This window comes from Bacillus sp. FSL K6-0994, assembly GCF_038630815.1.
Lineage (GTDB): Bacteria > Bacillota > Bacilli > Bacillales > Bacillaceae > Bacillus > Bacillus safensis.
In genome coordinates this window covers 1,170,844-1,191,147 of sequence record NZ_CP152043.1, presented here as the reverse complement: position 1 = coordinate 1,191,147, position 20,304 = coordinate 1,170,844, and the positions used below count along the sequence as shown (strand labels likewise).

The 20,304-nt window shown below is 44.3% G+C and carries 20 protein-coding genes; 2 read left to right on the top strand and 18 right to left on the bottom strand.

Annotated elements, in window-relative coordinates; translation table 11 throughout:
• Nucleotides 1–17: 17 nt before the first annotated feature.
• From MHB69_RS06055 to proG, 6 genes are all read right to left on the bottom strand, one after another.
• A complete protein-coding gene (locus tag MHB69_RS06055; protein WP_268480560.1) occupies nucleotides 18–1,640 on the bottom strand; it encodes a peptide ABC transporter substrate-binding protein in 1,623 nt (540 codons plus the stop codon).
• The gene (locus MHB69_RS06050; protein ID WP_044331813.1) at nucleotides 1,640–2,650 is read right to left on the bottom strand and encodes an ABC transporter ATP-binding protein; all 1,011 of its coding nucleotides are present in this window, start codon (nucleotides 2,648–2,650) and stop codon (nucleotides 1,640–1,642) included. Before MHB69_RS06050 ends, MHB69_RS06055 begins: the two co-directional genes overlap by 1 nt.
• Nucleotides 2,651–2,656: 6 nt before the next feature.
• Nucleotides 2,657–3,619 (bottom strand): ABC transporter permease, encoded by a 963-nt coding sequence (locus MHB69_RS06045; RefSeq protein ID WP_034281490.1) that lies wholly within the window; start codon nucleotides 3,617–3,619, stop codon nucleotides 2,657–2,659.
• The gene (locus MHB69_RS06040) at nucleotides 3,616–4,551 is read right to left on the bottom strand and encodes an ABC transporter permease (RefSeq protein ID WP_034281489.1); all 936 of its coding nucleotides are present in this window, start codon (nucleotides 4,549–4,551) and stop codon (nucleotides 3,616–3,618) included. Before MHB69_RS06040 ends, MHB69_RS06045 begins: the two co-directional genes overlap by 4 nt.
• 18 nt (nucleotides 4,552–4,569) lie before the next feature.
• Nucleotides 4,570–5,394: a M55 family metallopeptidase gene (locus MHB69_RS06035; RefSeq protein WP_342496079.1), complete on the bottom strand. Its 825-nt coding sequence runs from the start codon at nucleotides 5,392–5,394 to the stop codon at nucleotides 4,570–4,572.
• Between the two features lie 189 nt (nucleotides 5,395–5,583).
• Nucleotides 5,584–6,408, bottom strand: a complete 825-nt coding sequence (proG, locus tag MHB69_RS06030; RefSeq protein ID WP_061109729.1) for a pyrroline-5-carboxylate reductase ProG — start codon at nucleotides 6,406–6,408, stop codon at nucleotides 5,584–5,586.
• Nucleotides 6,409–6,576: 168 nt separating this feature from the next.
• Between proG and MHB69_RS06025 the strand changes: the two genes are divergently transcribed.
• On the top strand, nucleotides 6,577–7,860 hold the full coding sequence (locus MHB69_RS06025; RefSeq protein ID WP_061109728.1) for a trypsin-like peptidase domain-containing protein: 1,284 nt from the start codon (nucleotides 6,577–6,579) through the stop codon (nucleotides 7,858–7,860).
• 32 nt (nucleotides 7,861–7,892) lie between these two features.
• Here MHB69_RS06025 and MHB69_RS06020 read toward each other — a convergent pair whose 3' ends face one another.
• Nucleotides 7,893–8,849 (bottom strand): ring-cleaving dioxygenase, encoded by a 957-nt coding sequence (locus MHB69_RS06020; RefSeq protein ID WP_342496078.1) that lies wholly within the window; start codon nucleotides 8,847–8,849, stop codon nucleotides 7,893–7,895.
• Nucleotides 8,850–9,178: 329 nt separating this feature from the next.
• Here MHB69_RS06020 and MHB69_RS06015 point away from each other — a divergent pair, with 329 nt between their 5' ends.
• Nucleotides 9,179–10,504 carry an amino acid permease gene (locus tag MHB69_RS06015; protein WP_041116373.1) on the top strand — a complete coding sequence of 442 codons (1,326 nt, stop codon included), beginning with the start codon at nucleotides 9,179–9,181 and terminating at the stop codon, nucleotides 10,502–10,504.
• A gap of 129 nt (nucleotides 10,505–10,633) precedes the next feature.
• On the opposite strand, the gene MHB69_RS06010 is transcribed toward MHB69_RS06015, so the two are convergent.
• The 11 genes from MHB69_RS06010 to MHB69_RS05960 form a co-directional block, all read right to left on the bottom strand.
• Nucleotides 10,634–10,963 carry a bh protein gene (locus MHB69_RS06010; protein WP_034281483.1) on the bottom strand — a complete coding sequence of 110 codons (330 nt, stop codon included), beginning with the start codon at nucleotides 10,961–10,963 and terminating at the stop codon, nucleotides 10,634–10,636.
• A gap of 63 nt (nucleotides 10,964–11,026) precedes the next feature.
• Nucleotides 11,027–11,983: a sugar-binding transcriptional regulator gene (locus MHB69_RS06005; protein ID WP_176967503.1), complete on the bottom strand. Its 957-nt coding sequence runs from the start codon at nucleotides 11,981–11,983 to the stop codon at nucleotides 11,027–11,029.
• A gap of 93 nt (nucleotides 11,984–12,076) precedes the next feature.
• Nucleotides 12,077–12,862 carry an SDR family oxidoreductase gene (locus tag MHB69_RS06000; protein ID WP_217008618.1) on the bottom strand — a complete coding sequence of 262 codons (786 nt, stop codon included), beginning with the start codon at nucleotides 12,860–12,862 and terminating at the stop codon, nucleotides 12,077–12,079.
• A complete protein-coding gene (locus tag MHB69_RS05995) occupies nucleotides 12,840–13,541 on the bottom strand; it encodes an SDR family NAD(P)-dependent oxidoreductase (RefSeq protein ID WP_254114490.1) in 702 nt (233 codons plus the stop codon). The genes MHB69_RS06000 and MHB69_RS05995 overlap by 23 nt, the downstream gene beginning before the upstream one ends.
• Nucleotides 13,542–13,566: 25 nt before the next feature.
• Entirely contained in the window at nucleotides 13,567–14,949 is a 1,383-nt protein-coding gene (gene lpdA / locus MHB69_RS05990; protein ID WP_070325743.1) for a dihydrolipoyl dehydrogenase, read from the bottom strand.
• Nucleotides 14,950–14,961: 12 nt separating this feature from the next.
• Nucleotides 14,962–16,287, bottom strand: coding sequence for a dihydrolipoamide acetyltransferase family protein (locus MHB69_RS05985; protein WP_144496593.1), 1,326 nt, complete (start codon nucleotides 16,285–16,287; stop codon nucleotides 14,962–14,964).
• A 17-nt stretch (nucleotides 16,288–16,304) separates the two neighbouring features.
• The gene (locus MHB69_RS05980; RefSeq protein ID WP_034281944.1) at nucleotides 16,305–17,285 is read right to left on the bottom strand and encodes an alpha-ketoacid dehydrogenase subunit beta; all 981 of its coding nucleotides are present in this window, start codon (nucleotides 17,283–17,285) and stop codon (nucleotides 16,305–16,307) included.
• 31 nt (nucleotides 17,286–17,316) lie between these two features.
• Entirely contained in the window at nucleotides 17,317–18,300 is a 984-nt protein-coding gene (gene pdhA, locus MHB69_RS05975; RefSeq protein ID WP_024424949.1) for a pyruvate dehydrogenase (acetyl-transferring) E1 component subunit alpha, read from the bottom strand.
• Between the two features lie 180 nt (nucleotides 18,301–18,480).
• Nucleotides 18,481–19,512, bottom strand: coding sequence for an alcohol dehydrogenase catalytic domain-containing protein (locus tag MHB69_RS05970; RefSeq protein ID WP_034281479.1), 1,032 nt, complete (start codon nucleotides 19,510–19,512; stop codon nucleotides 18,481–18,483).
• Nucleotides 19,509–19,955 carry a hypothetical protein gene (locus MHB69_RS05965; RefSeq protein WP_034281478.1) on the bottom strand — a complete coding sequence of 149 codons (447 nt, stop codon included), beginning with the start codon at nucleotides 19,953–19,955 and terminating at the stop codon, nucleotides 19,509–19,511. The genes MHB69_RS05970 and MHB69_RS05965 overlap by 4 nt, the downstream gene beginning before the upstream one ends.
• Nucleotides 19,956–20,016: 61 nt before the next feature.
• Complete coding sequence (locus MHB69_RS05960; RefSeq protein ID WP_003212259.1) at nucleotides 20,017–20,295, bottom strand: PTS sugar transporter subunit IIB; 279 nt, start codon at nucleotides 20,293–20,295, stop codon at nucleotides 20,017–20,019.
• Between the last annotated feature and the right edge of the window lie 9 nt (nucleotides 20,296–20,304).

Sequence of the window (20,304 nt, the reverse complement as noted above, 5' to 3'; positions counted from 1 at the left end):
TTCCTCTTTTCCTTCAATTACTCTCCATCTACTTGTGCCCATTTCAAATCGATATACCCAACAGGGTGGCGGACAATTCCCTTCACGCCCTCTTTTTGCAAATGCACTTGGTTATAAAAATGAATTGGAATGATCGGTGCTTCTTCAATGAGAAGTGCCTCTGCATCATGAAGGATGCTGTTTCTTTTTTGTTCATCTGCTTCCTGGCTCGCCTTTTTAATGAGCTGATCATAGGTGTCGTTTGACCATCCAGTCCGGTTCATCGCATTCCCTGTTTGGAAGCTCTCTAGGAAATTGATCGGATCTGCATAGTCTGCTAAAAATGAACTTTGCGAGAATTGGAATTTCAGCGCCTTTTGATCCTCTGCAAATACATTGGCTTCCATGTTTGCAAGCTTCACGTCCACACCCAGCGCTTCTTTTAATTGCTGCTGGATGGCTTCAGCTTTTTTCTTATTCTCAGGCTTTGTGCTATATGTTAATGTGACGGGCGGCAGCTTTGAATAGTTTTCTTCTTTCAGCCCTTTTTCTAATAGCTTCGCAGCTTCACTCGTATCTTGTTTGACAAGATCGCCGCCAGCTTCTCTGAAATCATCACCCTTTGAATCTAGAATCCCCGGTGAAACGAAGGCGCGGGCTGGCTTCTCTTTATTTTTCGTTACATAATCCACGATATCTTGCGGATTGATCGCCATTTGAAAGGCTTTGCGAATGTTCTTATTTTGAAAAGGTTCCATGTTCACATTCAGACGATAAAAGAACAGTCCGGCCTGATCTTCAATTTGCACATCTTTATTTTTCAGCAAATTTTCACTTTGTTCTGCTGGAACGAAGGCAGTATCTAAATCTCCCGATTGATACATTTGATAATCAGTGTTTCGATCGCTGATCATCAGCCACTTTACCTGATCCAGCTTGACTGATTTTTTGTCCCAATACGTCTCACTTTTTTCCATAGTGAAGCTCTCATCATGCTTCCATTCTGTCAGCTGAAACGGTCCATTCCCAACAAAGGTTTTGGCATCCTTTGCCCAGTTTGGATCCTTCTCTGCTACCTTCTCATTGACAGGGAAAAAGGCAGGGTTTGCGGTCATATTTAAGAACGATTTCTGCGGGTATGCCAGTGTGACCTTTAGCGTTTTGTCATTTTCAGCACTGACTTTTACGTCCTCTTTCTTTCCCTTTCCGCTGTTAAATGCCTCTCCGCCTTCAATCATGTATGCTAAGAACGATGCAGATGAGCCTGTTTTCGGATCGAGCAGACGCTTCCACGCATATTCAAAGTCACTCGCTTTCACTGGGTCACCATTCGACCACTTGATGCCGTCTCTTAAATGAAACGTGTACGTTTTGCCATCCTCTGAAATCTCCCATTTTTCCGCCATTGCAGGAGATGGTTCGTGCTTTTCGTTCAGTCTTGTTAATCCCTCCATTAAGTTATTCAGACCTTGCCACGATACATTATTAAAACCAATCGGCGGGTCAAATGACGTCGGTTCGTTTTCGTTATTTAAGGTTAATACTTTCTTTTCATCCTTATTGCTTGATGAGCCTTTACCTGCTTGCTCATTGGCTGTACATCCAGCGAGCAGTATGATGATAAACAAACAAATACTGATGATCCACCCTTTTTTCCTCATCAAAAACTCCCCCTTTGTGTTGAAGATAACATCGCTTGGTTCGCTCGCTCATCCTGAAGCCAGCAATGCACTGTATGAGTAGGTGACCGCTGCGTTTCGTGCGGCATGATATGATCACACACTTTCATGGCAGCCGGGCAGCGATCGGTATACGGACAGCCCTTTGGCGGTGCAAATAAATCAGGCGGGCTTCCTTCAATCGGAATCAGTTCATCTTTCATATCAAGTCTTGGAACGGATTGCAGGAGCCCTTTTGTATAAGGATGCTGCGGACTGTAAAAAATATCCTGCCTTGTTCCGGTTTCAACCATTTTCCCTCCGTACATGACCGCTACCCGGTCGGCAACTTGGGCTACGACCCCTAAGTCGTGTGTGATTAAGATAATGGTAACCCCTGTTTTCCTCTGAATCTCTTTAAACAGCTCTAAAATTTGTGCCTGTATGGTCACATCCAGCGCGGTCGTCGGTTCATCTGCGATCAGCACCTTTGGCTCACAAATCAGTGCCATGGCAATCATGAGCCGCTGCCTCATTCCCCCGCTGAATTGGTGCGGATATTGCTTTAGTCTCTCCTTTGGCTGCGGAATACCAACCAAATCAAGCATTTGTATGGCGGCTTCTTTCACTTCTTTTTTCGTCAGCTTTTGATGCTCCTTCGCCGCCTCCATCAGCTGATCTCCTATTGTCAAGGTTGGGTTGAGTGCTGTCATCGGATCTTGGAAGATCATCGAAATATCCACGCCTCGTATGGCGCGCATTTCTTTTTCAGATAATGACAGCAAGTTGCGGTCTTGAAACCAGATTTCTCCCTGATCGACTTGCGCGCTGTATGCAGGCAGAAGCCTCATAATGCTTTGTGATGTCACACTTTTTCCGCAGCCTGATTCTCCCACAATGGCGAGGGTTTCTTTTTCATATACATCGACATTCACTCCGCGTACTGCTTGAACTGAACCGCCGTATGTCCGAAAACTGACGTGCAGATCGATAATTTGTAGAACTTTTTTCAAAGCGCTTCACCTCTTCATCTTTGGATCAAGCGCATCTTGCAAGCCATCACCTAAATTGTTAAAGCAAAACATCGTGAGTGAAATAAAAAATGCCGGGAAAAATAAACGCCACCAATGTCCATTATCTGACAGCACAGTCGGCAAAGCGTCATTAGCCATCACGCCCCAGCTTGCAAACGGCGCTTGAATACCTAAACCGAGAAAGCTTAGGAACGCTTCAGCAAATATCGCGGTCGGTACAGTCAGGGTCATTTGGACGATAATCGGCCCCATCGTATTCGGCAGCAGGTTGCGGCGAATGATCCGCAGGCTTTTGGCACCAAAGGTTTTTGAGGCAAGGACATATTCCTGGCTTTTCAGCTGAAGAACCTGACCTCTCACAATTCTTGCCATTCCAATCCATCCGGTGACAGTGAGCGCTACAATAATGGTGACAAGCCCTGGCCCCATGAGCACCATCAATAAAATGACGACGAGTAAATAAGGAAGTCCGTAGAGCACCTCGACAATTCTCATCATGACATGGTCGTATTTGCCTCCCTTATAGCCGGCTATGCCCCCATAAATCACACCGATGGCAAAATCAATCAGGGCTGCCATGACGCCCACAAATAACGAAATGCGTGCTCCGTACCAAGTACGTGTGAATACATCTCGTCCAAGCTCATCTGTTCCAAACCAGTGAGCAGCCGAGGGCGGCAGATTTTGCATCGAAAGACGTTGCTCTGTCACACTATTTGGCGCAAGCAATGGGCCTAAGACTGCCATGACAAAAAGAAAAATCAAGACCGATAGGCTAAACATCGCAAGCTTATTTTGCTTCAGCCGCCTCCATGTATCTGCCCAATAGGAAAGAGAGGGTCTTTTAATGGCATGGGCTTCTGTTTTCTTTTGCTCTCGTGGAGAAAACCATTCGTCTGGCACTTCAGGATGCCTGTTCGGTGGATCATGCTGAAGGTGTATACTCATGCCTTTCCTCCTTTCTGATGCAGCTGAATCCTCGGATCAAGGAGACGATACGCCACATCGACAATGAAGAGAAGTGTGATTAAAATAATGCTGTAAAAAACTGTGGTTCCCATGATGACAGGATAATCACGGTTGTTAATACTCTCGACAAAGTATTTTCCCATCCCAGGAATGGCGAATATTTTTTCAATGACAAAACTTCCTGTTAAAATACTTGCGACAAGTGTTCCAAGAATGGTCACAACGGGTAAAAGTGCATTCCGAAGCGCATGCTTAAATACAATTTTAAAGGGAGAAAGCCCTTTTGCTTTGGCCGTACGGATATAGTCTTGCGACAGCACTTCAATCATGCTCGATCTCGTTAACCTGGCGATAATCGCCATTGGGCCGACAGCAAGGGCGATTGTAGGCAGCACCATATGCATTGGACTTGTCCACATCGCTGTAGGAAAGAGCTTCAAATTGACAGCAAGCTGCTGAATTAATAGGGTAGCAAAGATAAAGTTTGGAATGGATATACCGAAAACTGCAATGGTCATGGCGATGTAATCAATCAAACCATTATGCCGGAGGGCAGCCATGACCCCTAGCAGGATGCCAGAGATGACAGCAATCAATATCGAGATAAGACCAAGTTCTAATGAGACTGGGAAGCCTCTCGCCAATAGATCATTGACACTTTCAGAAGGCTTTTTAATGGAAGGACCAAAATCAAAGGTAACAATGGATTTTAAATAGATGACATATTGAACATAGAGTGGTTCGTCTAAGTGATAGTAGCTTTCGAGGTTTCGCTGGACGGTTTCGTTTGTATTTCGTTCTTCATTGAAAGGCGATCCTGGGATGACCTTCATTAAAATAAACGTTAAAGTCGTAATCGTTAAGATCGTAGCAATCATCGCAATAAAACGCTTGAACAAAAAGCTGGCCATCTGCTGTCTCCCCCTCACTTAACAAAATGTTGTACGTGCGGCAAGCTCTGTCATGACAAGCATCGCTTGATAGGCTTCTAATATATTGTCTGCTTGGTACGTCACCGTCGTTGTTCCTTCTATGATGGCAGTACCCGGCATTAAATTTGCCCATTCAGCTTGTCCATAATTGGCAAACTCAATCTTAAGCAGCGGCTGATCAGGAGGCGTCAGCGGCTTCATTTGATCAATCTGTTTCATCGCGGCTTCCACTTGCTGCGAGATTTGTTTATTGACTTTGGCAGGAGGTAAGCATTTCACAGCAGATCTTGAGATGGTTTCTTTCACTGCCACTGTTTTCACACCAGGCATCAGCTTTTCTGCCTCACGTGCTGCTTGATCATCCCCGCAAACAAGAATCACCGGCACACCATAGTAGCCTGCAACATACGCATTAAAGCCCATTTCCCCAATTGGATGATCATTTATGTAAAAATGTCTGACACCAAAAATCATACTGTGCGACATCACACCTTTCATTGATGCCCTTGCATGATAGCCTAAGAAAACAGCTGCATCATAGGTTTGATCCAATCCTTGCACCATTGAATAAGGCTTTACGTCACCTGATATGAGAACTGCCTCTTCATGCAGTTCTTCGATCAAAAGATTATTCATTTTAGAATGACTGTCATTCACCAAAATGTCGGTGGCACCATGCTGAAGAAGCGCTTCTACACAAGTATTCACTTCACCAGTCATAATACGTCTGCCCCGCTCATAGTTATGCTGGCGCGAATCAACAAATGTATGATCAGCTAGACCAGTAATCCCCTCCATATCGACAGATACATAGAGCTTCATTCCCATCCCCCTTTAATTAAACATAAAATTTGTGTATATTTTTCTAAATTTTCTAAAAAATTATATGAGAACTTGATTGATTTTTCAATACAATGTCCGAAAATAAGGAGTTTAGACTCAGATAATACAGGTCAAAAGGCTTTTTTAGAAAGGATTTTTTTAACAAATAAAACACCACTAACTATGTCTTTAGTGGTGTTTATCCGCTTCGTTGATCTGAGATTTCAGCTGTTCATATTTCTTCATGGTTTGTGTAAATAAATCATCAAACATCTGAGGTGCCTGCTGTTGAATGACCTCAGCACCTTCTCCTGTAATTCCCCCTTTTGTCGCCACTCTATCGACAGTTTCAGCAAAGGTTAGGCCTCGCTCTACGAGGATCTGGCCAGTACCTAAAAGGGCATACGTTAAAAATTCATTCGCTTCCTCTAAGGAAAGATCACTATTTCTCACAGCCGCTTTCGCCATTTCTTCAAAAAGAGCAGCGATAAAACCAGGAGATGAGCTTGTCAAATTGCTCGCCGCATCAAACCGGTCTTCCCCTACTTCCCTGACGATGCTAAAAGCTGAAAGCAGACGGTGCAAACGCTCCTTTTCCTCGCTTCCTGCTGCTGCACCATGCGCAACAAGTGATACGCCCGTCCCAACAGCTGACGTGAGTGTTGGGATGTATCTAGACACTGGCTGTGTTGTATGCGCCTGTAACTTTTCTAATGTCACAGCTGCTGCTACTGACACAATATGTACCGCTCTCGCTCGAGAAGGCAGCTGATCCAGAACATCAAGTACTGCAAGCGGCGGCACGCAGACAAACAATATATCACATGACGCAGAAAGTTCGTCTAATGAACAAATGTTGACTTCTTGGTGCTTTTCTTTGAGCTGATGAAGGCGCTCCGTTTCACTTCTTGTATGGATCATGATTTGATGAGCATCCAGCACCCCATTTTCCAGCCACTTTTGCACCATCATATCAGCCATACTTCCATATCCAATGATTCCAATTGTCTCCACAGTTTAATCTCCTCTATCTTGCTTAGATTCACTACTTATTTTAACAATTTCCCACAATGTTTTCATTTTTATCCCACACTTTTTTCATACGATAAAGTCAGTCCCCACCACATACGGTAAAACACCCAAACACATACATGAAAAAATCATTGAAAGAGAGTGATTGAAATGACACAGCACAAAGATGACAAACAAACAATTGAACAACCTCAAAAACAGAAAAAGCCAAACGGCTGGTTTAAGCCATTTGTCAGCGGTGTTGTAGGCGGTACATTAGCGTTAGGTGTCTACGTTCTTACGCCATATGCTCAGCATTCATCAGACAGCACTGCAAATGATTCGGCAGCGAAAACTGAAGCAGTATCGACAAATCACACGAATTCGTCAAAAACAACAGCCGTCCAAACATCAAATTCATCAAGCAGCATCTCCAGTATGGTCGAAAATGTATCACCAGCTATTGTCGGCATTACAAACTACCAAACGCAAACAGACACGAGCTTTGGCGATTTCAATACGCCTTTCGATGAATCACAGCAAAACAAAAGCAGTCAAGAGGAAGAAACCGGTACAGGCTCAGGAGTGATTTTCAAAAAATCAGGCAATAAAGCCTATGTCTTAACAAACAACCACGTCATTGAAGGGGCAAATAAACTAACCGTATCCTTACACGATGGCAAAACCATTGAAGGAAAACTGGTTGGAGCTGATCCGCTCACTGACTTAGCCGTTGTGGAAATTAGCAGCAGTCATGTGACGAAGGTTGCGGCATTAGGCAATTCCTCCTCACTGCGTGCTGGAGAAACCGTCATTGCGATCGGAAACCCGCTTGGTGAAGATCTTTCAAGAACGGTGACACAAGGAATTGTCAGCGGTGTCGACCGAACAGTCTCTATGAACACATCAGCAGGCGAAAGCAGCATTAATGTTATTCAAACAGATGCAGCCATTAACCCAGGTAACAGCGGAGGCCCGCTTCTGACGACAGACGGAAAGGTTGTGGGGATCACGAGTATGAAAATCTCTGAAACAGGTGTTGAAGGCATTGGGTTCGCACTGCCAATCAATGATGTCAAACCAATCGCTGATCAGCTTCTCGCAAAAGGAAAAATTGAACGTCCATATATCGGCATCAGCATGCTGGATCTCGAACAAGTTCCAAATGTGTATCAAAAAGAAACTCTCGGACTTAAAAGCAGTCAGCTCAATCAAGGCGTGTATGTCAAAGATATCGCCGCAGGTTCACCTGCCGCCAAAGCTGGCTTAAAGTCAGAGGATGTCATTACCGGCATCAATGGGAAACAAATCAAAACTGGCAGTGAATTACGTCATGAGCTATACACGAATGCAAAAGTAGGAGACACCGTGAGCATCACCCTCATTCGAAACGGAAAACAAGAAACAAAGCAGGTCACATTAACACAATCTGAATCTAAGCAGGTCAGTTCCTAATAAAAAAACAGCTCAGTTGATGAGCTGTTTTTTTATGACGACTGAATTGGCGTTAATCTTTGTTCAATTTCTGCTCGTTTATGCTCTAGGAACGGCGGAAGGGCTAATTGATCGCCAAGCTCATCCACCCCTTCATCGACTGTAAATCCAGGGCCATCTGTTGAAATTTCAAATAAAATACCATTTGGCTCTCTAAAGTAAAGAGCTTTAAAGTAAAAACGTTCTACAACACCAGAGTTCGTGAAGCCTGCTTTTGAGATTTTTTCATACCATTTTTCAAGCTCCTCTGCGTCTTTCACACGAAATGCGACGTGATGCACACTTCCTCTGCCGGAACGTTCAGAAGGCCCTTCTGTTTTTTCGATCACATGAATTTCTGTTCCAGCACCCCCATTTCCTGACTCAAAAATGGTCACGATCTCACCATCATTTGATTGTTCACGTGCTCTTTCAGTGAAACCAAGGATGTCCGTTAAAACACGGATCGTCTTGTCAGCTTCTGCAACGGTTAATTCAACTGGACCTAAACCTCTAATCGCAAACTCTGCCGGAATATCGTCATGCACTGGCGGTGAGCCTGCCTCTTGCGTATTCGGTTCTACTGTTAAAAACAGCTGCTGCCCTTCTGAGTCTTTAAAACGCAAAGCAGGTCTTCCGCCTCTCAAAGAAGCTGTTTCTTGCTGCACGCCTTTATCTTCAAACCGCTTTCCCCAAAACGTGAGTGCCTCTTCAGAAGAAACGAGAAGACCTGTGCTTGTGATCGCATTCGTCCCTTCCAAACGGCGGGCAAGCATTGGAATTTCAAAGAATGTAAGCTCTGTTCCTGGTGAAGCGACCTCATCTCCATAAAACAAATGATACATAGACGGGTCATCCTGATTGACTGTTTTCTTTACAAGTTTCAAGCCAAGGATTTGGCGGTAGAAATCAACATTTTTCTGAGCATTGGCTGTTAACGCAGATACGTGGTGAATCCCATTGATTTTCATTATTTTCACTCCTATTTTAAATTATCTCGAATTCGAGATAATATTCTTATGAATAAAATAGTTCATTTTTCAAGAAAAGTCAACCATTTGGCTGCACGTTTACTGGATGTTCGGTTTCCGGTCATTAAATTAACATTAAATCAAAAATAAACTTTCATTGTTCGTTTTTAACACAACATTCACCCTAATATCTCCAATAAACGAACACTTTCAAATACAAATACGAAAATCAGAAAATTTTTTTAATTCTTGTTTTCCTAAAATCGTATTACAATGAACAAAATACATGTCACAGTAACGTACGAAAGTGATGCAGGAGGTCGTGTGTAATGAACAAAGAACAACCAGCGTTAAAACAAGACATCGGCTTATTTTTCGCCCTATCTCTTGTCATCGGGACCATTATCGGGTCAGGCGTCTTTATGAAGCCAGGCAACGTCCTTTCCTATTCAGGAAGCTCAGACATCGCCTTATTCGCTTGGCTGCTAGGTGGCATCTTAACCCTTGCAGGCGGACTGACTGTCGCTGAAATTGGTACACAAATCCCGAGAACCGGCGGGTTGTACGCCTATCTTGAAGAAGTGTATGGTGAATTTTGGGGCTACTTATGCGGCTGGGTGCAGATTATTATTTACGGACCCGCCATCATTGGTGCACTTGGTCTTTATTTTGGTTCATTATTAGCCAATCTATTTTCTCTTTCGACTTTATGGTCTACAACGATCGGCATTATCACCGTTTTATTTTTATGTATCATCAACATCATGGGAACAAAATACGGCGGATTTGTTCAGGGGCTGACCACTATCGGAAAGCTTGTCCCAATTGCTGCGATTATTGTGTTTGGCATATGGAAAGGTAACGAAAACATCTTGATGGCCGTCAACGATAGTATCGCTCAAATGAACTTCGGAGCAGCGATTTTGGCTACGCTGTTTGCTTATGATGGCTGGATTTTACTTGCGGCGCTTGGGGGTGAAATGAAAAACCCTGAGAAACTGCTTCCTCGTGCAATGGCAGGCGGAATTTTAATCGTGACGGCTTGTTATCTCTTTATTAATGTCGCACTTTTGCACGTGCTGCCAGCTGATCAAATTGTCCAGTTAGGTGAAAATGCAACAAGCACTGCCGCTACCATGCTCTTTGGGCCAATTGGCGGGAAAATCATTAGTATTGGGATCATCATCAGCATCTTTGGCTGTTTGAACGGAAAGGTTCTTTCATTCCCACGTGTGATTTTTGCGATGGCAGAACGAAAGCAGATTCCTTTCGCCAACGCAATTTCGCGGATTCACCCAACATTTAAAACACCTTGGATCGCTGTATTTGTGCAAATTTTGATCGCCATTGTGTTTATGATCGTCAGTAATCCAGAGAAGCTGTCTGAGGTCTCGATTTTCATGATCTACATCTTTTATGTGATGGCCTTTTTCGCCGTCTTTAAGCTGAGAAAACAAAACAGCGGAATGAAGCGTGCTTACAGTGTACCACTTTATCCGCTGACACCGATCATTGCGATTATCGGTTCATTATTCGTTTTAATCAGCACCATGATCACCGATTGGAAAAGCTGCCTGATCTCCATGCTGATCGGGATGGCTGGACTGCCTATTTATTATTATATGAAAAAAACACAAAAAAAAGCAGAGCACTAAACAGTGCTCTGCTTTTTTTCCTTCTTCTCAGCGTAAAATAGAAAACCTTTGCAGTCTAGGAAAGACGAGTATCGGAGCGGAGGACTGACTTGCCTACAGGCTGGAGCAGAGTGCTAAACGGTCTCTGCTTCATTTTTTATATTGTTTGATCACTTTGTATGATTCGTTTAAATATCTCATGAGCCGGTATGGCTTACTAAGCACACGGATTGGGAGTCTTGAGATAAATCCATTCAGGTTCGACTTATATTCCTGCGTGATCCGCTTTGGCTTTGTCGCTATTTTCTCGTATACTTCCTTGTAAAATTCCTTCATGATGTCGACTTGCACACTGATCTTTTGATGACACTCTGTACACTCAACGCTTTTCATCTGATCATTCACATAAACGATGCTGTGGAGGGTCTCTTCTTGGCACCGAGTACAGTGTAGGTTTGCTTCCATTTCGGTTTGCTTCAAGATACACAGCTCCTTTCTCGTTTGATGTTGCTCTTGTTATACCATTCGAACGCTGCCAGCCTTTTATTGGACGAATGCTTCCTTTAAAATGGCTGCCGCCGTTAGTTCGTCTGTCACCAGTACTTGAATGAAGCCGCCATTTAAAGCCCCTAAAATACTCTCAGCTTTATGGGTTCCTTCTACAACAGCGATGACCGTTTTGACGCTCTTTAATTGTTCCAGCGATAAGCCAATGACCTTTTGATTCAGTTCATCTTGGACAGGTTTTCCTTCTCCATCAAAGAAACGAAAGCCAATATCACCGACAGCCCCTGATTGCCTTAAACCAGATAAGTCCTCTTCTTTTAAATAACCGACTGTTTTTAAAGTTGACCCTTTATGCGGGTTGCCAATACCGATGAGAGCAATATCCACATTTCTGCCTTCTTCAAGCACTGCTTCTATGTCCTGCATCGCCATAAGCCGTTCTTTTAATTCTTCTGTTTCTAAAATCGCAGGGGCATATAAATAGGAACACGTGCCGTTCATTTTCTTTGCCAGCTCATATGCCAGCTGATTGGCATGAATGTCGACCGCCTGCCTGCCCATTCCGCCCTCTAAAGGAATGACCTTCACATCGTTTCTTCGTTCAAACGGATATTCTTTTACAAGCTCCGCAAGCGTCGTCCCCCATGAAATGCCGATTTTCTCCGCATTTTTCATGTTTTTAGACAAATAATAGGCGCCTGCTTGACCGACTGCCCGCTTCACCATCTCAGACATTGTCCCGACACTTGGGACAACGACCGCATCTGTTAATTGAAAGGTTGTTTCTAGCTGCTTTTCAAGTTCCACCGTATGAATGCTTTCGTCTTTAATGTACACTTCAACAATTCCCACATCTTTTGCTTTTTGTAAGAGCTTTGAGATGACTGGTCTTGAGACATTGAGCTTTTTTGCAATTTCCTGCTGCGTCCACCCGTCTGTATAATAAAGATGAGCAACTTTGACGAGCTGTCGTCTTTCTTCCCAATTCAGCATGTGACATCATCCTTTTAATATACTATGATTACCAGTATACCAAACATTCGTTTCCAATTGGAACAATTGTTATGAAAATGACAAAAAGAGCGATTAACTCTCCGCTCTTTTTCCCTCAGTATATTTTGGCTGATACGTTCTCCCTCCGTCTAACAGGATAATCTGTCCGTGCAAATAGCTCCCCTCGCCACGTGTAAGAAATAGAGTGAGCCCTGCGATATCCTCAGGCTTTCCTAATCTTCCGATGGGAATGAGTGATTGCAGCTGCCGTTTCTCCTCTACAGTAGGATAGAGCGTATCAAGCATTTGAGATTCAATGACGCGGGGGGCAATCACATTGATGCGTATTTGATGCGAGCCTAGTTCCTTTACGAGCGAACGCATCAATCCAAAAGCACCTGCTTTTGATGCATAATATTGAATACCGCCGCCTGAGCCGGTGATTGCAGATCCCGATCCAATAATGACAACACTGCCTTCCTGCCGCTCACACATATAGGGTGCCAACGCTTTGATGCAATAGTAAAGACCATATAAGTTCACAGCCAGTGTCTTTTTCCAAAGTGAAAAATCGACTTCTAAAAAAGGCAGTGATTTAGTCATTCCTGCTGAATACACAAGGTGAGCAATACCGCCCAGCTCCCTTTCAGCTGCTGATATCATTTGCTGAACACTTTCCCACGATGAAACGTCAGCTTGAAATATCAGCAGCTGAGGATACTGTGTCTTTAAGAGCGAAAGTCCCTTTTCATCTATATCTGACACGGCGACTTGGTGCCCTTCTTTTAAAAAACGCTCAGCAATTTCTTTTCCGATCCCTTGGGCTCCGCCAACGATGAGAACTGGTTTTTGAACATTAGCCAGCACTCTCACCCCCATCAAGCATAATCGCCACGCCATCTGTAAATGCACCATAGGATGTACTGAGAAACACCGTCATATGGGCCACAGTCTCCTTGATTTGCTCTGTATCAGGAACCAAATGGAGAGGAGGCGGCAGCAGCGCAAGCACCCGGATGCCTTTGCCTTTAAATTCTCTCGCTAACCCTTTTGTCATGGCATTCAGCATAGAATTCGAAGTAGCATGCGAGATCCCGCCATCACCTGTAATACTGCCTGATGACGATATATTAATGATGCAGCCTTGCCTCTGATCAACCATATGCCATACAGCAGCCTGACTGGAAAGAAAGACGGTATTCACAGCCGATTCCACTTCATCCACCCACTCATCAGGGCCCACGTCATCAAGCTTCGCGTCCGCTCCTTGCTCTGCTTGATTGACCAAAATATCCAGTTTACCGCATGTATCAATCACTTGCCTCAGCATTCGCGCGGCATCACGCGGTGTTTCCAGCGGGTTCTGAATGATACTCGCTTGACCGCCCATTTTTTGAATGTCTTCACGAATGGTTTTAGCCTTTGATTCATCATGAAACGTGTGTAAAAAAACATGTGCACCTGCCCGGGCTAAAGCCAGGCAGATGGCTTCTCCAAATCCATCTGTGCTACCTGTCACAAGTGCCGCTTTCTGATGAAGCTGGACGTGCACATGCATCTCCTCCCTATCCCTTGTTTGGCCATTATTTTCTCAGCTTACTCACGATATCAAGTGCTGCTTCATAAAAACCTTCTGAGATGGTCGGATGCGGATGAATCATTTTCGCCATCTCTTCTGCTGTTCCTTCTAAATACATAAAGGAGGAAGCTTCTGAAATCATCTCTGTGACGTGCGGGCCAACCATCGTCGCGCCAATCACTTCACCATAGGCTGTATCGTATACCAATTTAATAAAGCCTGTTTGATCACCTGCCGCTAGTGCTTTACCGCTTGCCGCTAAATCAAATCGTTCTGCCCGCACGTTAAGTCCTTTGGCTTTTGCCTCTTTCTCAGTCAGACCAACACTCGCTACCTCTGGTAATGTATAAATACATCTAGGCATGATATCAGCATTCATTTTTTCAGGCACACCGCAAATATTACTGACCGCAACAGCGGCCTCTGCCATCGCTGCGTGAGCCAGCTGATAGCCGCCAGCAACATCCCCAACTGCATAGACACCTTCCACACTTGTCTGCATCTTGTCATTCACCTTGATAAAAGGACCATCCAGCTGAAGGTCAAGCTGGCTGACAGCAGAAACGCTAGGTCTTCTTCCTACACAAACAAGCAGTCTTTCAGCCGTAAAGATATGCGTCTCTCCTTTATCGTCTGATGCATGAACCGCTTTGACTCCTTCGCTTTCCGTCACCTCTGTCACAGTGGTTTTTTTCGCGATATGGATGCCTTTTTTCTTTAATTCTCTTTCTAGCAGCTTAGATGCTTCCTCATCCTCTTGTGGAATAATAGACGGAGCCGCTTCGATAATCGTGACTTTTGATTGAAGACTCTGGAAGATACAAGCCAGCTCAAGTCCAATGACACCGCCGCCAATGATGACGACAGAAGCCGGAATATCTGGGATGTCAAAGATCGTATCACTTGTGTCAAATTGAATGTCTTTAAGGCCCGGTATTGGCGGAATGGCAGGTGAAGATCCAGTGGCAATGATGAGCTCTTTCGTTTCAATCGATTCTGAACCATCTTGCTTTTCAATCTCAATCCGGTGCTTTGTAACAGCTGTACCTCTGCCGTTATATACATCAATCTTTCCTTGCTTTAATAAAAAGGCAATTCCGCCTCTGAGCTTTTCAATGACGTCATCTTTGCGCTTTCTCATTTTATCGAAGGAAAGGACCAAATCACCTGTTTCAATTCCCCAGCTTTTCGCCTTCTCAATTGATTCAATGACTTCTGCATGTTTGAGCAGTGTCTTGGAAGGAATACAGCCCCGATTTAAACAAGTACCACCTAGAAAATCCTCTTCAATCAATGCGACCTTCCGTCCACGCTCAGCTGCTTGAAGGGCGGCAGTATACCCGCCAGGCCCTCCGCCAATGACTGTCAGATCATACGTTTTCGTCATCCGATTCATCTCCTACATTAGCAATTCAAATGGTTGTTCAAGCACTTTTTTAAGGTCTGTTAAAAAGGCAGCCGCTGGTGCGCCATCTACCACTCGGTGATCAAACGATAAACTAACACCCATCATCGGCCGCACCTGAATTTCTCCATCTACTACAACAGGTTTTTCTTGAATGCGCCCAACCCCTAAGATCGCCACTTCCGGCTGATTAATAATCGGGGTAAAGGTATCAATGGCATACATCCCTAAGTTACTAATGGTAAAAGTGGACCCTTTCAGCTGGTCTGGCAGCAGTTTTTGGTCACGTGCGTTTCGGCCGATTTCTTTTGCCTCTTTTGTCAGCTGTTTTAACCCTTTTTGGTTCGCATGAGAAATGACTGGAACCATTAAGCCATCTTTTACAGCGACAGCGAGACCAATGTGCACATCATCATGGAAATGGAGCTCATTTTGTTCAAATGTCATATTGATCTGCGGGTGGCGCGTGAGTACGTTGCTGACCGCATGAATGATAATTTCTGTGAACGACAGTCTGTAGCCTGTCTCTTTTTCAATCGCTGGCAATAGCTGTTTGCGTATTTCTTTCGCTTTTGTCATATCGATTTCACTTGTTAATGTCACGTGCGGTGCTGTAAAGGCACTTTGTGACATGCGGTCAGCGATCACTTTTCTCATACCAGCTAGTTTTTGTGTTTTCGCTGGAGAAGACTCTACTGTTTTTGCAGCTGCTGCCGTTACATCACTCTTCATAATTTTACCGTGTGCACCAGATCCAGCAACATTCGCTAAATCAATTCCTTCACGAGCAGCCACTTTTTCTGCAAGCGGTGACACGCGCTGATCTTTCTCACTAGAGTGGACGGCCGCCTCGACGTCCCGCTTTTGAACTCTGCCTTTAGGTCCTGTGCCAGATACCTCATGAATCGCTACATGATGATCCTTTGCCGTTTTTCTCGCCGCAGGTGTGGCACGTACTTTTTCATTAAGTGTTTTTGGGGCTTCAGCAGAACTGGATGAAGCCGCGTCTGATGAAGACGATTCGCTGCTGCCTGGTGAATCTTCATCTGATTGTGCTGGCGGTTCGCTTGGCACCTGTTCATTTGCCTCTCCGATGTATCCAATGACAGCATTGACTGGAATTTGATCATCGGCTTCATAATATTTCTTTAGAAAAATACCATCATCATAGGCTTCCACCTCAATATTGATCTTGTCTGTCATAATTTCAAAAAGAGGCTCACCGATTTCAACCGAATCTCCTTCTTCTTTAAACCATTGAAGCAAGGTGCCGACTTCCATCGTACTGCTCAGCTTCGGCATAAATATCTCTTTTGGCATGATCTTCTCCCCTTTACTTAAGAGCGCACAAGCTCTTTTGCTGCTTCAATAATATCTGGCACTTGTGGAATGACCGCTTTTTCCAGCGTCGGGTTGTATGGTATTGGGACCGCAAGACCGCCAAGTCGTTTAATTGGAGCATCTAAGTAGTCAAAGGCTTCACTTTCCGCTATCATACTTGCAATCTCTCCGCCATAGCCGCCTCGTTTTACTGCTTCATGAACCACGATACATTTACCTGTTTTCTTCACAGATTCGATAATCGTTTCTTCATCTAATGGGACAAGTGTTCTTGGGTCAATGATTTCAACATCAATTCCCTCTGCTTCTAGTTCCTTCGCCGCTTCTAACGCTTTGTGTACCATAATCGCTGTTGCTACAATCGTGACGTCTTTCCCGCTTCTTTTCACATCTGCTTTCCCTAGAGGAATGGAATATTGCTCTTCAGGCACTTCACCGATTGTTTTATATAAAAGCTTGTGCTCGTAGAAAATGACAGGGTTGTCATCATCCATCGCCGCTTTTAAAAGTCCTTTTGCATCATAGGCTGTTGAAGGCTGAACCACTTTAAGTCCTGGAATATGCGCCATCCACGCTTCTAAGCTTTGTGAGTGCTGCGCCGCTGCACCCGTTCCTGATCCTGCTGGTGTTCTTACGACAAGCGGCACCTTTCCTTTTCCGCCAAACATGTATCGTGTTTTGGCTGCTTGGTTCACAAGCTGATCCATTGCGATTGTTATAAAGTCAGAGAATTGAAGTTCTAAAATCGGCCGCATACCAGTTAAAGCCGCTCCGACTGCCCCACCTGCGATGGCAGCCTCTGAGATAGGTGTATTGCGAACGCGCTCTGGACCGAATTCTTCAATCATGCCGCGCGTGACCCCAAAAGCACCTCCATATACGCCGATATCTTCACCTAAAATGAAGACATCTTGGTTTTCTCTCATTTCCTGACTCATAGCCTCTCGAACGGCTTCTAAATATGAAATCTCTCTCACTGTTGTTTTTGTCACGTGATTTCCCTCCTAATTAGGCGTATACATCCTCTAATAGTGTGTCAATTGACGGTTCTTTACTGTTTTTGGCGAATTCTACAGACGCTTCAATTTCCTGCTTCGCTTCTTCCTGTAAGCTTGCTGCCTGCTCTTCTGTTAAAACATTCAGTTCAATCAAGAGAGACTTAAAGCGTTTGATTCCGTCTTTTTGTCTCCACTCTGTCTCTTCTTCACGTGTACGGTATTTTTTCGCATCACTCTTAGAGTGACCCTTCCAGCGGTACGTTTTCATTTCAATGAGTGATGGGCCTTCTCCCGCTCTCGCACGGCTGACTGCTTCATCTACTGTGTTCATAATTTCGACCATGTCATTTCCATCAACCGTTTTTCCTGGCATTCCGTAGCTTTCTGCTCTTGTTGAAATGTCTTCAATGTTGATCATTTCTTTCACAGGGCCAGACATGCCGTACTGGTTGTTTTCACAAATAAACACAACCGGTAAATCCCAAATAGACGCAAGGTTTAATGCTTCATGGAAGCTGCCTTCATTTGTGGCACCATCTCCGAAGAAACAAAGAACAACAAAGCCTTCCTGCTTCATTTTAGATGTGAGCGCTGCACCTGTTGCCAGCGGGATACCGCCGCCAACGATTCCATTTGCCCCAAGATTTCCTTTTTCTAAATCCGCAATATGCATCGAGCCGCCTTTTCCTTTACAATAGCCGGTTTCACGTCCAAACAATTCAGCCATCATTTTATTAACCTCGGCCCCTTTTGCAATACAGTGACCGTGTCCCCTGTGTGTGCTGACGATCTTATCTTTATCTTCTAATACGGCAATCGATCCAACAGCTGACGCTTCCTGTCCAACACATAAATGAGTGGTGCCATGGATAAGTCCTTTTGCAAAAAATTGGTCGACTTTTTCATCAAAATATCTCACTAACCACATTTGTTTATATAAATCTGCTAATTTCTCATGGCTAATCTGTTCAGGCAAAGTGATTTGTTTTTGCATTTCTTCTCTCCCCTTTACATTTGTTCTTATATGTTACATTTGTAATCATCATACGTATAAGTGTCATCGAAGTCAAGCATTTCTCTCTCATTTTTAAGCGTTTTCATCTTTTATCAGAAAAAAAGAGAAAGGGAAAGCCCTTTTCCAAAGAACTTCTCTTTCTCTTTTAATCTCAGACACTCATTCATCTGGATACATCATGATTTTGACGCTCTCACCCTCAGGATGCCTCGCACATTCTATCGCCTGAAGCAGCTGGCTTAACGGATAACGATGCGTCACCATCTTTTCAGTGTTGACCACTTTTGCTTTCAAAAGCTCAAGAGCTTCACGATAATGATATGGATGCGAGGAATAGGCTCCTACTACCTTCACTTCATCATTGAAAAATCGTTCAGCAGGAATGGCCACATCTCCCTTTGGAAAATGAGCAAACACCAAAATCGTCCCGCCTCGCGCTACAGCCTGAAACGCCTCTTTTAAAAGCGCACTGCTCCCAACAGAAATAATGACGAGGTCTGCTCCCTTTCCATCTGTTTCTTTCATCACCCGGTTTTCCACCGGCTCGGCTGCTGGATGAAAGGAGACGTCTGCACCTAAACTCCTCGCTTGCAGCAGCCTGTTCTCATTCACGTCTGTTATCATCACTTTCCCAGCCAAATAATATTTGGCGAGCTGCAATTGAATACAGCCAATTTGCCCCGCTCCAAGGATCAAAACGGAATCTCCTGGGTGAACAGGAGCTCGTTCAAACCCGTGCAGGCAGCAAGCAACCGGTTCTACCATCGCCCCTTGCTCATACGATACGTCTTTTGGAAGCTTGCCCATCGTGTGCTTGACATGCAAAGCAGGTACACGGATATATTCTGAAAACCCGCCCGGCTCTACATTTGTGGCTGTAAACTGCGGACACATCGTATAAAAACCCTTTTGACAAAAGTCACAGGTGAAACAAGGCACATGATGTGCCACATAGACCCTGTCTCCCGTTTGGACATTTGTCACGTGCTTGCCGGTCTCGACAATATCACCAGCGATTTCATGCCCCAGCACTGTCCCAGGAGGTACTGTCTCATGTGTTGCTTTGTAAATATCCGTTCCACATAAGCCGCAGGCTCGCAGCTTTAACAAAACTTCATCATCACCGATGACTGGCCGGTTCCGCTCCTCATACCGAATGTCCTCTGAAGAATAAAAGACAGCTGATTTCATGTAGCGGCATCCTCCTTTTCATCACCCTTCGCAAAATCCTGCAACGTTTGAACAAGCTGCTTGTACTCACTCATCTCACTGGATATCCAGTAACGCCCTCCGAATATACGAGATGGACCCACCCTGACATAGACTTTCCCGATATGAGGATAAGGCTTTAAAAAAAGCTTTCCTTTAATATCAGAAACTGCATATGTGTGCCATCTGCCAAAAGCGCCTATCTTCAGTTGATCTTCACTAATGATGACGCTTGTCGGCTGGTTCAGTCCTGTAATACTAGAGAGCATGAGAATAGGCAGCGTATAAACGCCTAACACAGCTAACGGGTCAGGTCCTGCTGACCATAACGTATAAAGAGACCAGAGAAAAAACAGACAGATGAGCACAGCCGGAAGAAAAATAGACAACACTGCAGACGTTCGGCTATAAGCATGATGTTGCATAAGACTTCCTCCTTTCAAATCACTAGAAGGAGCCGGAAAAGCTCCTTCAGAAAATAGCCCTCTACTTGATATGATCAATGATTTTCTCGATATCATCTTCAATACCAAATCCAGTTAAAAAGGATAATGTTTGAATCACAGGTGTCCCTTTTGTATCACTTACAGGCGTTGTTGTCACAATTAAATCGGCGCCTTCCGCTTTTTGCGGGACTTCAGATGCCTTACACTGTTCCACCACGACATCATATCCTTTTTCCTTTAACGTCTCTTCTACCTTTTTAGCGACAACCGTTGATGTTGCAACTGCCGTTCCGCATGATACTAATATTTTCTTCGCCATTAGAATCCC

What these genes read in the sequence shown, in the direction of transcription:
- MHB69_RS06055 (WP_268480560.1), bottom strand. Translation starts at nt 1,640, where the DNA reads ATGAGGAAAAAAGGGTGGATCATCAGTATTTGTTTGTTTATCATCATA.
- MHB69_RS06045 (WP_034281490.1), bottom strand. Translation starts at nt 3,619, where the DNA reads ATGAGTATACACCTTCAGCATGATCCACCGAACAGGCATCCTGAAGTG.
- MHB69_RS06040 (WP_034281489.1), bottom strand. Translation starts at nt 4,551, where the DNA reads ATGGCCAGCTTTTTGTTCAAGCGTTTTATTGCGATGATTGCTACGATC.
- MHB69_RS06035 (WP_342496079.1), bottom strand. Translation starts at nt 5,394, where the DNA reads ATGAAGCTCTATGTATCTGTCGATATGGAGGGGATTACTGGTCTAGCT.
- MHB69_RS06025 (WP_061109728.1), top strand. Translation starts at nt 6,577, where the DNA reads ATGACACAGCACAAAGATGACAAACAAACAATTGAACAACCTCAAAAA.
- MHB69_RS06020 (WP_342496078.1), bottom strand. Translation starts at nt 8,849, where the DNA reads ATGAAAATCAATGGGATTCACCACGTATCTGCGTTAACAGCCAATGCT.
- MHB69_RS06015 (WP_041116373.1), top strand. Translation starts at nt 9,179, where the DNA reads ATGAACAAAGAACAACCAGCGTTAAAACAAGACATCGGCTTATTTTTC.
- MHB69_RS06005 (WP_176967503.1), bottom strand. Translation starts at nt 11,983, where the DNA reads ATGCTGAATTGGGAAGAAAGACGACAGCTCGTCAAAGTTGCTCATCTT.
- MHB69_RS06000 (WP_217008618.1), bottom strand. Translation starts at nt 12,862, where the DNA reads ATGGGGGTGAGAGTGCTGGCTAATGTTCAAAAACCAGTTCTCATCGTT.
- MHB69_RS05995 (WP_254114490.1), bottom strand. Translation starts at nt 13,541, where the DNA reads ATGCATGTGCACGTCCAGCTTCATCAGAAAGCGGCACTTGTGACAGGT.
- lpdA (WP_070325743.1), bottom strand. Translation starts at nt 14,949, where the DNA reads ATGACGAAAACGTATGATCTGACAGTCATTGGCGGAGGGCCTGGCGGG.
- MHB69_RS05985 (WP_144496593.1), bottom strand. Translation starts at nt 16,287, where the DNA reads ATGCCAAAAGAGATATTTATGCCGAAGCTGAGCAGTACGATGGAAGTC.
- pdhA (WP_024424949.1), bottom strand. Translation starts at nt 18,300, where the DNA reads ATGCAAAAACAAATCACTTTGCCTGAACAGATTAGCCATGAGAAATTA.
- MHB69_RS05970 (WP_034281479.1), bottom strand. Translation starts at nt 19,512, where the DNA reads ATGAAATCAGCTGTCTTTTATTCTTCAGAGGACATTCGGTATGAGGAG.
- MHB69_RS05965 (WP_034281478.1), bottom strand. Translation starts at nt 19,955, where the DNA reads ATGCAACATCATGCTTATAGCCGAACGTCTGCAGTGTTGTCTATTTTT.
- MHB69_RS05960 (WP_003212259.1), bottom strand. Translation starts at nt 20,295, where the DNA reads ATGGCGAAGAAAATATTAGTATCATGCGGAACGGCAGTTGCAACATCA.